Source organism: Lysobacter sp. H21R4 (genome assembly GCF_015277535.1).
GTDB classification, from domain to species: domain Bacteria; phylum Pseudomonadota; class Gammaproteobacteria; order Xanthomonadales; family Xanthomonadaceae; genus Novilysobacter; species Novilysobacter ciconiae.
Genome location: NZ_CP063772.1, coordinates 1,145,865 through 1,158,603, shown reverse-complemented (window position 1 = coordinate 1,158,603; position 12,739 = coordinate 1,145,865). Strand labels below are relative to the sequence as shown.

9 protein-coding genes and 1 tRNA gene are annotated in these 12,739 nt (G+C 63.7%); 9 read left to right on the top strand and 1 reads right to left on the bottom strand.

Annotated features, from left to right (window positions below):
- Positions 1–30 precede the first annotated feature (30 nt).
- From INQ40_RS05365 to INQ40_RS05325, 9 genes are all read left to right on the top strand, one after another.
- Positions 31–107, top strand: a tRNA-Pro gene (locus INQ40_RS05365).
- Positions 108–447: 340 nt separating this feature from the next.
- Entirely contained in the window at positions 448–1,074 is a 627-nt protein-coding gene (locus INQ40_RS05360) for an HAD-IA family hydrolase (protein WP_194342133.1), read from the top strand.
- Positions 1,075–1,132: 58 nt separating this feature from the next.
- Positions 1,133–1,576: a hypothetical protein gene (locus INQ40_RS05355; protein ID WP_194342132.1), complete on the top strand. Its 444-nt coding sequence runs from the start codon at positions 1,133–1,135 to the stop codon at positions 1,574–1,576.
- A gap of 817 nt (positions 1,577–2,393) precedes the next feature.
- On the top strand, positions 2,394–3,794 hold the full coding sequence (locus tag INQ40_RS05350; RefSeq protein WP_194342131.1) for a CocE/NonD family hydrolase: 1,401 nt from the start codon (positions 2,394–2,396) through the stop codon (positions 3,792–3,794).
- A 95-nt stretch (positions 3,795–3,889) separates the two neighbouring features.
- Positions 3,890–4,240: a tRNA-binding protein gene (locus tag INQ40_RS05345; protein ID WP_194342130.1), complete on the top strand. Its 351-nt coding sequence runs from the start codon at positions 3,890–3,892 to the stop codon at positions 4,238–4,240.
- Positions 4,241–4,388: 148 nt separating this feature from the next.
- Positions 4,389–4,823 (top strand): DUF2231 domain-containing protein, encoded by a 435-nt coding sequence (locus INQ40_RS05340; protein WP_194342129.1) that lies wholly within the window; start codon positions 4,389–4,391, stop codon positions 4,821–4,823.
- Positions 4,820–6,112: a sorbosone dehydrogenase family protein gene (locus INQ40_RS05335; protein WP_194342128.1), complete on the top strand. Its 1,293-nt coding sequence runs from the start codon at positions 4,820–4,822 to the stop codon at positions 6,110–6,112. Before INQ40_RS05340 ends, INQ40_RS05335 begins: the two co-directional genes overlap by 4 nt.
- Entirely contained in the window at positions 6,112–7,332 is a 1,221-nt protein-coding gene (locus INQ40_RS05330; protein ID WP_194342127.1) for an acetate/propionate family kinase, read from the top strand. Before INQ40_RS05335 ends, INQ40_RS05330 begins: the two co-directional genes overlap by 1 nt.
- 67 nt (positions 7,333–7,399) lie before the next feature.
- Positions 7,400–9,766, top strand: a complete 2,367-nt coding sequence (locus tag INQ40_RS05325; protein ID WP_194342126.1) for a xylulose 5-phosphate 3-epimerase — start codon at positions 7,400–7,402, stop codon at positions 9,764–9,766.
- Positions 9,767–9,802: 36 nt separating this feature from the next.
- Here the strand turns inward: INQ40_RS05325 and INQ40_RS05320 are convergent, their stop codons facing one another.
- Positions 9,803–12,667: a VWD domain-containing protein gene (locus INQ40_RS05320; protein WP_194342125.1), complete on the bottom strand. Its 2,865-nt coding sequence runs from the start codon at positions 12,665–12,667 to the stop codon at positions 9,803–9,805.
- Positions 12,668–12,739: the final 72 nt, after the last annotated feature.

The window sequence follows — 12,739 nt, the reverse complement described above, 5'->3', positions numbered from 1 at the left end:
GACGGTGCTTACAATCACCGGCTCTGCAGTCGGGGTGTAGCTCAGCCTGGTAGAGCGCTACGTTCGGGACGTAGAAGTCGCAGGTTCGAATCCTGTCTCCCCGACCACTTGTCAGCCACGCGCTGCAAGGCAGAAAGCAAAAGCCGGCCATGTGCCGGTTTTTTTGTGCCTGGGGGAAAGGGATGGGCCTCCAGCGCAGCCAAGCGGGCACAGCGCGGGCGCAATTGCGCTCGCGCGGACGTAATGCGATATTTCGGCCGGGGAACGGCGTCTAGGACTGACCCGGGATTAGACACAAGTGTTATGCACCTCGAGTTGAGGGAAGCCGCTGACTTATCGGGTGCAGCGCTCAGAAAAAGATCTGGACTTCGGGACTAGACACAGGGAATAGGCACCAATCTGGTGCCGAATAGGTGTTAGGCCGCACTTCCACTCTGACTCGCATCAATGCCAAACATCAAAAGCATTTTCTTCGACTTCGATGGCGTCCTAACGACTGATAAGTCAGGGTCACAGACCACCATTCGTTCACTTAGTTGCTCCACAGGAATCCCTGAAGCAGAGCTTAAACAAGCGTTTTTTCCCCACCAAGGGGATCTAATCCTCGGAAAAACCACCCACGAAGCGATTTGGCCGGACATTTGTACCGCTCTCGGTCGTAAAATTGAACTAAGCAAATTGATCGATGCATTCGATGCAACACCGATGAACGAGGACATGCTTGTTCTTGCCAAACAACTACGGCCCACATATGCCGTTGGCATTATTACTGACAACAGCTTTGATCGCATGGATCACTTAGTTAGACGCCACTCCTTACAAGCAGCATTTAGCCCAATCGTGACTTCCGGACGCATTGGCTCATCCAAGTACACACCGAATATTTTTATTCAGGCATTGTCCGAAGCCGGCTGTAATCCGACGGAAGCGGTCTTCATTGACAATGCTGAACAAAACCTCGTCATCGCACGTGAGACTGGTCTCCACACTATATTTCATAATGACGAGCTTAACGACATTAACTGGCTTGCTACACAGCTTCGAGATGTGCACGATATCTCGACTGCGGCCTAACAATTCATTTAAGCCGAACCCGCTTCGCGGGTCGGCTTAATTCAGGCGTTAGGCCCCTATGAAAGGATTCCCGACATGGATCGTCATCTCACTCACCGCGATCCTGCTCTTCGGCGGCCTGGAGATCGCAGATTTATTTGCATCGGATGCGGATGAACTTCGAATCAACGAACTTTCAGAAGCACCACCAGAATTATTTCTCGGTGTTGGCATCCCTACCATGATCCTTGAGGCACTCTTTTGGACGGTATCTTTCGTTGAGTTGGGTGCCAAATACGCAAGGTCCGCGCTGCTGGGCGCCGCTTTGGGAGTTCTGGGATACGGGGTTGTGTTTCACTGGTCTGGCGGACTTGTCTCGATCTTGGCGTCTAGCTGGATCGCTTTGGTTCTAAACGGCAGCTATGTTCTCCTGCTTCAACGCTCCCGGACAGTCGCGATCCTCTCCACAGTTTCGCTTAAAGTTGCTTTTCTCCTTTCTGTAGCCTTTACTATCTACGGGTAGGAATGAATGGACCGACCAAGTGCCAAACGCGCCTAACTGGTCGTTCAAGCCGAACCCCCGAAGTCCCATTTCCAGGCAGAGTCGTTGCTCAATTTCCGCCAACCTCCGGACTACGTGTCGGGGGTCGGCTTAACTACGGTGTTAGGTCGCAGCAAAAGCATCATGGGCGTCAGTGCGGTGTCGCAACGATTGTTTGAGTCGCTTCACCGCAATTCCTGGTGTCGCAACAGATGACTGGTCCGCGTCGCCGGAGTCAGCGGAGACATTTGCAGGCCTGCGCCGCAGGTTTCTCGCTCGGGCACAACGCGGCGACCGGGCAAGTCCCCGCAGTGCAGCTCATCGGGCGCAGGCACCGTCTCTCGCGTTACTGCCAGCAGGGTCTTTCACCGCTGACTTTTCTCAGCTACCGTTGCAACCTAACTGGCAGTTCAAGCCGAGCCCCCGAAGTCCCATTTCCAGGCAAAGTCATAGTTCCATTTCCATCAGCATCCGGCCAACGCGTTGGGGGTCGGCTTAACTACGGTGTTAGACCCATGGAAGGAACGGCCAGATTTCCAGTCGTTTCCGTCGCGACGTTCATCTTGCTAGTGGCTCTGGGTATAGTCGCAACGGCAATTTCGACATCGAGCTGCGCATTTGGATTCGGCGGCTTCCAATGCAACGGGTGGGCTGGAAGTATTAGCGGGTTACTCTTTCTGTGGTCACTCTTCGCGGTAGTCGTGATCCCACTCTCGTTCCTCATCGCATTGTGGCGGCTGGTTCGATGGTACCGTCGCGCCTAACTGGCAGCGACCCCGTGGAGCCCTACGAACACGAGGTGGACGACACCTACGCCGTCATCGACTGGATCAGTCGTCAGCCATGGAGCAACGGCGAAGTCGCCATGTACGGCGGCAGCTACTCGGGTTACACCGCGTGGGCAGCCACCAAGCGGCTTCATCCGGCGCTGAAAACGATCGTGACGTACGTCGCCGCGATGCCCGGGCTCGGGTTGCCGATGTGGAACAACGTCTTCCTCAACGCCAACTACGGTTGGGGCTTCTACGTCAGCAACAACAAGTCGCTCGACAACGAGGTGTATCGAGATCCCGACAGGTGGGATGCCCTGAATAACAAATGGTACGCGAGCGGGCGCCGGTATCGCGAGATCGACAAGGTAGACGGCACGCCCAATCCGCTGCTGCAGCGGTGGCTGGATCACCCCGCGTACGACTCTTACTGGCAGGCGAAGGCACCCTACCGGGAGGACTATGCGCGCATCGACATCCCGGTGCTGTCAATTACCGGCTACTACGACGATGGGCAGATCTCTGCCCTGCACTACCTCACAGAGCACCTCAAGTACAACAGGAACGCCGAGCATTATCTGGTAGCGGGCCCATACGACCATTTCAGCGCGCAGACCCGCCGGAAGCCGCGCGAGCTTCGTGGCTACACGTTGGATCCGGTCGCGCAGTTCGATACGCAGGAGCTCACCTTCCAATGGCTGGATCACGTGCTGCGCGACGGCGCACGGCCTGCTCTGCTCAAGGACCGCGTCAATTACCAGGTCATGGGGGCCAATGTCTGGCGGCAAGCACGCTCACTGGACGCCATGAGCACTGAAATACTGAAGCTGTATCTGACGAACGAACCGGCTGGTGAAAAACGTTTCCGCTTGACATGCCGCTTGCCGGCAAAGTCTGCCAGCCTCGAACAGGTGGTGGACCTCGCAGATCGCGGCGCCTCCCATAACGACTACTACCCTGCTCCCATAAAGGGCAAGGAAGCCCCGTCCACGGGACTGGCATTTGTCAGCGAACCGTTGGATGAACCCATTTCAGTGAATGGGATGTTCAGCGGCGCGCTGAATGTCACCATCAACAAGCGAGACGTCGATCTCGGCGCAGTACTGTACGAAGTCCAGCCCGATGGGACGCTACTCCAGCTCTCCTATTATCTCGGTCGTGCGAGTTTCGCGGATAACATGAGCCATCGGAGCTTGCTGAAGCCCGGCGAAAAGACCTCGATCGAAATCAAGCGTTCCTTGTTGGTCAGCCGGCAACTCCAAGCGGGCAGTAGGCTGATGCTTGTGGTGGACGTCAACCTGAATCCGTATCACCAGATCAACTACGGCACCGGCCGCGACGTCAGCGACGAATCCATCGCCGATGCAAAGGAGCCTCTGGAGATCGCCTGGCATACAGACAGCTACCTGGAGATTCCCATCTCACGTTAGAGCACGCTTGGTACCCGTGCACTAAGCAAAACCGCTCATTCGATACCATCCCCAATCTCCCCCGCCGGCAAACACCCATCCGCGTCACGACACCCATGACCGAACCTACGCCTCCGATCTCCTTTGACGATTTCCTCAAGGTCGAGCTTCGCATCGGCCGTATCGTTGATGCGTACCCTTTCAAAGAGGCACGCAAGCCGGCCTACGTGTTGCAGGTGGACTTTGGCGAGGCGATCGGCGTCAGGAAGTCCAGCGCCCAGATCACCGGCCTCTACCAGCCCGAGGAATTGATAGGGAAGCTGGTCGTGGCCGTTGTCAACTTCCCCCGCAAGCAGATCGGGCCGTTGATGTCCGAGTGCCTCGTCACCGGGTTCCACGACGCGGACGGAAACGTGGCGCTGTGTGTTCCCGATAAGCCCGTTCCGCTTGGGACGCGGCTGCTCTAGCGGCGTACGCATCTGCACGCCGGGCGCGGGTACCTCCATTTCCGCTAACGCCCCGCCCACATTGCCCGGGTTAAGGTCATCCCGTTGGATTCCTGACAGGACGTTGGGTCCGCGAAAAATCCCTTCTGTCCTCTCCCGGAGCAAAGACATGGCAGCAACCGTTGATCGATCCCTCGCAGTCAGGGACCAGATTGCCCCGCTGCACGCATTCCTGCTGGGCGGCGCCATCACCCTCTTCATCGCGGCAATGCTCAGTGATTGGGCGTACGCATCCACCTACGAAATCCAGTGGAACAACTTCGCCTCCTGGCTGATCGCCGGCGCGCTGGTCCTGACCGCGCTCGCCGTGGTCTGGGGCTTCGTCGATTTGTTCCGTCCGCGGGTTGGCGATTCGCGGCGCCTGGTCTACCCGGTACTCCTGCTCATCACCTGGATACTCGGCTTCATCAACGCGCTGATCCACGCCAAGGATGCCTGGGCCAGCATGCCGGAAGGCCTGGTGCTGTCGGTCATTGTTGTCCTGCTCGCCTGCGTCGCCGCTAGCGCTGCGTCCATGTCACGCCGGACAGGAGTCCTGTCATGAAGCGCACTTCCCTGCTCATTGCGGTCCTGGCCGCGCTGTCGCTGTCCGCCTGTGGCGGCACCGACCCCGATCCCGAACAGTACGGCGCTGACCCGGTCCTGCCCGACCACCAGCGTGGCCTGCTTCCCCGCATGACGATCGCCAATCCGACCAACTGGGGCGACAAGCTCCCGACCGTGCCGGACGGGTATTCCATCACTGCGATCGCCACCGATCTGAAGATCCCTCGGCAGACCCTGGTGCTGCCCAATGGCGACATCCTGGTGGCCGAGGGCAAGGGCGGCAACGCACCGGCCTTGAAGCCCAAGGACCTGATTGCCGGTCCGATCAAGGCCAAGGGCACCACGCCGGCGAAGAGCGGCAACCGCCTTACCCTGCTGCGCGATGCCGACGGCGACGGCAAGTACGAGCTGCAGACCGTGTTCGCCGAGGATCTGAATGCACCCTACGGTTTGGCCTTCGTCGACGGCGCGTTGTATGTCGCCAATCAGGATGCGCTGGTGCGCTTTGACTACACCGACGGGCAGACCCGTGCAGACGCCCCGCCCGTCACCGTGACGCCGCTGCCGTCGGCGATCAACCACCACTGGACCAAGGCGATGACCGCCAGCCCCGATGGGCGGTTCCTCTACGTCGGCATCGGCTCCAACAGCAACATCACCGAGCGCGGCATGGTGGCCGAAGTCGACCGCGCCACGATCTGGCAGATCGACGCGTCGACCGGCGCCCATCGCGCCTATGCCACCGGCGTACGGAACCCGACGGCCCTGGCGATCCTGCCGGGGACCGACCAGTTGTGGGCCGCCGTCAACGAGCGTGACGAACTTGGCCCGAACCTGGTGCCCGACTATTTGACCTCGATCCGGGACGGCGGCTTCTACGGCTGGCCGTACAGCTACTGGGGCCAGAACGTCGACCCGCGGGTGAAGCCGCAGGACCCGGACAAGGTCGCCTCGGCGATCGCGCCCGACTACAGCCTGGGCTCGCATGTGGCCGCACTCGGTCTGGACTTCTCTTCGCCGGTCATGGGCGCGCAGTTTGCCGAAGGCGCATTCATCGGTGAGCACGGCAGCTGGAACCGCAAGGACCCCGTCGGCTACAAGGTCGTCTTCGTTCCCTTTACCGCGGGCCGCCCGTCCGGTGATCCGATCGACTTCGTGACCGGCTTCCGCGACGAGGATGGGAAGACGCGTGGCCGGCCGGTGGGCGTGACGGTGGATCCGCGCGGCGCGCTGATTGTTGCCGATGACCTGTCCAACACGATCTGGCGGGTAACGCCGACGCGCTAGTGGTGGACCCCGCCGGCGCACTCATCGTTGTCCTGAACTGCGGCTCATCAAGCATCAAATTCGCCGTGTTTCCGGCCGATGCCGAGCCGCTGCCGCGCCAGCCGCTGTGGAACGGCAAGGTCCAGGGCATCGGCGGCTCCTCGCCGGATTTCGGTGAAACCGGGGTGGAGCCATTTGCCGTCGATCTGGACCCGGCCCACCCGCACAGTGCCGCGCTGGAGCTGATCCAGCAACGCATCACGCGGCGCCTGGACGGGCGTCGCGTGATTGCGGTCGCCCATCGCGTGGTCCACGGCGGGACCCGGTATTTCGATCCCACGATCGTGACCCTGCCGATCCTTGCGGACCTGCGCAGCTACGTGCCGCTGGCGCCGCTGCATCAACCGTTTCCGTTGGAGGCGATGCGCCTGTTGCTGGAGCAGCGCCCTGACATCATCCAGGTCGCGTGCTTTGACACCGCCTTTCACCACACCCTGCCCAAGGTCGAGCAGATCCTGCCGCTGCCGTATTCGGCGTGGCAGCGCGGCCTGCGCCGCTACGGATTCCACGGCCTGTCCTACGAGTTCATGAGCCACGCCCTGCCCGAGCGTCATGGCGAAGTGGCGCGCGGGCGGGTCATCGTCGCCCACCTGGGCAGCGGGGCCAGCCTGTGTGCCATGCAGGACCTGAAGAGCGTCGCCACCACCATGGGGTTTTCCGCGCTCGACGGGCTGATGATGGGCACACGTACGGGCTCCATCGATCCGGGCGCCCTGCTCTACCTGATGGAGGTGGAAAAACTCTCGCTGGAGGACGTGGCGTCGACGCTGTACCACGACTCCGGCCTGCTCGGGGTGTCCGGCATTTCCTCCGAGCCAAGGGTGTTGGTCCAGCACGAGGACGATCCCGGCGAATCCGGCGAACGCGCAAGGATTGCGCTCGCGCTGTTCGTGCGTCGCATTGTGAAAGAGATCGGCGCGATGGCCGCCGTGCTCGGCGGTCTGGACCTGCTCGCCTTCACCGCAGGCATCGGTGAGCACAGTGTTTTCATCCGTGAGCGGGTGTGTCGCGACCTGGCGTACCTGGGCGTGAAGCTCGACGCCAACGCGAATGCCATCGACGCTCCGGTCATCTCGGCGGCGGACAGTCGCGTCCTCGTCGCGGTCGAACCGACCAATGAGGAGTGGATCGCCGCTCGCCACGCCCGTGAACTGCTCGCGGCCAACGACCATCCGCCCTGATCGAGCGCACGCTCCAACCACGTCGCACGCCCATTGCAAGCTCTCGGCACCACACAAGGCCTATCCCATGAATACCCTTTCCAACCCGCGCCAGCATTGGCTTTCCGGCTACGGCCCCATCGTCCATCGCGACGACACCGTCAACCGTGTCGACGCACTGGTGTCCCGGCTTGTTGCCGGAGGCGCGGACGAGGCGGTCATTTACACGCTGCTCGCCGCCGCCGACCGCGTGACGTGCGCGGGGATGAAGGTGGTCGCGCACATGAGCTATGCGCTGCGCGTCGACATGTCGGGGGCGCCCTTGTCGGCCGAGGACTTCAAGCCGACCCCCGAGGGCCACACGGGTGGCTCGCTGAACATGGTCCAGGCCTACGTTGCCTATCTGCTGGCCAACGCGCTGACCGGTACCACGCGCTCGTGGATCATGGGCCAGGGCCATTGCGTGGCTGCCATCGAGGCGGTGAATGCATTGACCGGCGACGTATCCCCGGCGCAGGAAGGCCGCTACGACCGCAGCGAGAAGGGCCTCTCGCAGCTGTGCAGGGATTTCTATTCCTACGCCATTGATGCGAACGGCGTCCCGGCGGTGCCACTGGGTAGCCACGCGGGGCCGAACACCGCGGGCGCGGTATCGGAAGGCGGCTACCTCGGCTTTGCCGGCCTGCAGTACATCCACATGCCGCTGGTCGGCGAATCGCTGGTTGCCTTCCTCAGTGACGGTGCGTTCGAGGAGCAGCGCGGGCCGGACTGGGCGCCGCGCTGGTGGCGCGCCTACGACAGCGGTCTCGCCGTGCCCGTGATGATCCTCAACGGCCGCCGAATCGAGCAGCGCACCCAGATCATGCAGCAGGGCGGCGCGGAATGGCTGGCCGAGGACGTCCGCCACAACGGCTTCGAGCCCGTGACCGTGGATGGCCGGGACCCCGCCGCAATCGCGTGCGCGATCATCGAAAGCGAGGATGCGCTGCGCAGGTTCGTCGCCGATCCGGACCAGCATTATCCGGCGCCGATGCCCTACGTCATTGCCGAGACCGAAAAGGGCTTCGGCTTTCCCGGCGCCGACAGCAACGCCGCCCACAATCTGCCGCTGGCCGGCAATCCGCACACCGATGCGGCCACCCGGCGGTTGTTCAACGAAAGCGCGGCCGCCCTGTTTGTCCCGCCGTCCGAACTGGACGCTGCGCTGGCCGCATTCGCCACCCATGCCGGGCAGGAACGCGCGCTGGAAAGTGCACACCCCATGGCCCATCGCCGTCCTGCCGCACCCGATCTGCCCGAACCGCGCTGGGAAACCAGGGGCAGCCAGGGCAGCGCGATGACGACGCTGGACCAGTGGTTTGTCGAACTCGCCAACAGCAATCCCGAGCTGCGCATGCGCGTGGGCAACCCCGACGAGCTGGCCAGCAACAAGATGGGCGGCACGCTGGAACTGCTCAAGCACCGGGTCAACCAGCCCGAACGGGGCGTGCCGGAGCATTTGTACGGCGCGGTAATTACCGCGCTCAACGAGGAAGCGGTCGCCGCCGCCGCGCTGGGCAACAAGGGCGGGCTGAACCTGATCGTCAGTTACGAGGCATTTGCCGTGAAGATGCTCGGCCTGCTGCGCCAGGAGATCATCTTCGCCCGCCACCAGCGCCAGGTGGGACAAAAGCCCGGCTGGATCTCGGTGCCGTTGATCGTCACCTCGCACACGTGGGAGAACGCCAAGAACGAGCAGTCGCACCAGGACCCGACCATGGGCGAGGCGCTGTTGGGAGAGATGTCCGATACCTCACGCGTGCTGTTTCCCGTCGACGGCAACACCGCGGTGGCGGCACTGCGTGACGTGTACGCCCACCGCGGCCAGGTGGCCTGCGTGATCATCTCCAAGCGCGAGGTGGAAAACCGTTTTGATGCGGACATGACCCGGCAACTGGTCCGCGACGGCGCCGCCCATCTGGTCGGCGATCCCGCCGAGGCGGCCGTGCAGCTGGTCGCGCTCGGCGCCTACCAGCTGGAGGAGGCGATGAAGGCGCATCAGCAGTTGGCCGATCGGGGCAAGCATGCCTGCGTCACCGTGATCCTCGAGCCGGGTCGGCTGCGGATCCCCCGCGATGACATCGAAGCGGCGTTCGTCGACGACGATCCCACGATCGATGCGCTGTTCCCGCCCCACCTGCCGCGGGTGATCCTGACCCACACCCGCCCCGAGCCGATGGTCGGCATCCTGCGCCGCATCGACAGCGGCCGCGCCACGACCCGGGCGCTCGGCTACATCAGTCGCGGCGGCACGCTGGACGTGCCGGGCATGCTGTTCGCCAACCGCTGTACCTGGGCGCACGCCGTGGATGCCGCAGCGAGCGTGGCGGGCTGGGAACGCGATGCGCTGCTCGAACCCGCGCAGCTCGATGCGATCGATGGCAAGGGCAATCCTGCGGACCTGCGGCGGCAGTGATCGGCCGCCGCCGCAGATGGAGGGAGCCCTGCCGCGCTAGTCGGCCGATTCGGCGGCCGTGACCGTCAGCGTCTTCCTCGCCAGCACCTTGTTGCCCTGGTACTGGACGTAGCGGACTTCCCAGGTGCCGGGTTCGTCCGGCACCTTTAGCCGTAGCGGGCTGCCGTCGTCGGTGGGGCTCTGCTCCTGCGAGATTCTCCCGGCCGCTCCCGGCTTGGCGACCGCGATAACGTCGTAGGGGTAGCCAGGACCGGTCCACTCGACACCTATCTTTGATCCGGCCGCCGCGCGCTCCGGGATCTCCAGGCTCGCGGTCACCGGCGTGGTGGTGATGGTCCTGCGTGCCAGCACCCTGTGGTCCTGGTACTGCACGTAGCGGACCTCCCAGTCACCCGCCTCCGCGGGCAACCGCAGCTTCAGCGGCGTGCCCGCTTCGGTGGGCGTGTGGTTTACCGCGTCCCGGCCCGACGCACCGGCCCGCACTACCGAGATGTGGTCGTAGGGGTAGTTCGGCCCGGTCCAGCCAACGTCGATGGTGGAGCCGGCCGGCGCCGTCGACGGAATGTCGAGTTTGGCGTCCAACGCAGTGGTGGTGATGCTCTTGCGCGCCAGCACCTTGTGGTCCTGGTACTGCACGTAGCGGACCTCCCAGTCACCGGGTTCCGCCGGCAGCAGCAGGCTGAGCGGCGTGCCGGCGGCGGTCGGCGTGTGGTTTACCGACTCCCTCCCGGGGGCACCGGCGCGCACGACCGAAATCACGTCGTGCGGGTAGTTGGGGCCCGTCCATTGGACGCTGACCTTGGCCCCGGCCGGGGCAGTGTCAGGAACCTGCACGCTCGCCTCCAACGGCGTCGTGGTGATCTCCTGGGTGGCGAGCACCTTGCGGCCCTCGTACTGCACGTACCTGACCTCCCACTTGCCCGCTTCCGCCGGCAGGAGCAGATGCAGCGGATTGCCGGCATCGGTGCCCGTGTGATTGACCGATTCGCGGCCCGGCGCGCCGGGGCGCGCCACGGCGATGGTGTCGTGCGGCTCGTTGGGTCCAGCCCAGGTAACGCGCACCGTGGATCCGGCCGGCGCGCTCGCCGCCACCTTCACCGTCGCCTTTGCGTCGGGATCGTGGGCGACGGGTGCCTGGGCGTGCTTGTCCGCCGCGTCAGCGGCGACGCTGGTGGCGCCGGCCGTGCCCCCGGCGATCGTCACGCTGCGCTGTGCGGCGGAGACGAAGGCCATCTCGCCGGTCACCGCGTAGTCGAAAATGCACTGGTCGAGGAAGGGCTGCAGCGCCACGCCCGATTCGCGGCATACCGCCTCGGCGCGCTTGAGTACATCGGCCGGCAGGTTTTCGTGGGTCACTCGTTTTTCCGGGAACGTGACGTCGGTATACGTCGCAGTGGAATCGCCGTTCCGGTAGTCGAACAGCGATTCGGCGTCGGTGACCCTCCACTGCGCGGCGAAGTCCTTGTAGAGCGTTTCCCCATCCAGCGGCTGGGCCAGGACCGTGCCATCGCGCCTGCGGAAATCGTTTGCCGGATCGCCGTCGTTGTTGCCCAGCAGTCCGGCCGCTTCGGTACCGTCGGCCAGCTCCATGGTGAAGTCGATGAAGCCGTTGGATGGACTGTTGGCGATGATCCGGTGACCGCTGGCGGTCGCGATCTGCACGGCGCGGTGAAAGCGCGTCAGCGTGCCGGTGGCAAACTCCAGCACCTCGCCGTCGTTGCCATGCTGGACCGGTTTGCCCGACACGCGCGCGCTGAGCCCGCCCTGGTCCGAATCCAGCAACACGCGGACCCCATCGATATCGAGGGCCATCGCGGTCACCACCGATACGGTGCGCGAGGAATGCCGCGGGCCAGTGCGAAGCTGCAACTCAAGGCCGGGTACGCGCACGCCGACGAATTCGCCCGCGGCCTGCAGCGACAGGTTCGCGCCATCGAAGGTGGTCAGGTGGGGATCGCCGCGGACACCGCCGCAGCGACCGAAGCAGCGCGGCGGCGGGGGCGGTGGCGGCGGCGGATCGTAGCAATTGCCACCCAGGTTGCACCGGATCAGGTCGTTGCTCTTGGAGGCGCCGCCACCGAACTTCTGAAAGTACTTGCGCACGCACTTCAGTCCGAAGCGGCAGCCTTTCAACCCGTCGCGGAACCCCTTCATCATCGGGTCGGCCTTGGCCGGCGTGCTGGATCGGGTGGAGCCCTTTACCGCAGTGCCGAGCATGCCCTCGAACGCAAGCGGCTCTTCCACTCCGTCGATTTCTTCGCCGTAGTAGCGGATGCGGTTTTCCGCCATCCGGTGGGCAAGCACCCCCAAGGCTCCGGCATCGGCCGGGTCCTGTCCGGGCAAGGCCTGCAGGAAGGCGAAATCGATGCTCATCGGATCGTCGGGCGTGAGCCGTTCGCCCAGGAACGTCAGGTCGAGCTCGACGCTGTCATCCAGGCCGATGGGGGCGGTTGCGTTCCTGTCCGGCATGGCCACGATCGCCAGCCCCTCGCCGTCGGGCGTCCGCAGCAGGCCTGCGATGACGGTGACGTCGTCGCGCCGGCTGCCCTCACCGGCGGACAGCCACGGGCGCAACTGCGGGTAGGCGATGAACTGCGCGTCGTGCGGCAGTTGAACCGCGGCGTCCGGCTCACCTGGAAGGTTCGCGAGGATCTCTTCCAGCAGTTCGACCCGCTGGCCATCCGCGTCAAAGGTCGACACCCGCTCATACAGCCACAGGTCCTGGACCCAGGGGCCTTCGACCATGCCGCTGTCCGACGCGGCAGTGGTCGCAGTCTCCGCCACGTGGGTGGACCGGTTGCGGTCACCGCAACCAGCCAACATCACCAGCGCGAGCAGCAGCACTGGCAGTGCGATCAACCTGTGGCCGGCGGCGTTCGCCGAGGCATCCCTTCCAAACATGTGGTCTTCCCTGTTGTCCGTGCTGGAGTGCCGCGGCCCGATCGGGCTGCCGGCATCGCGTCAACAGGTATA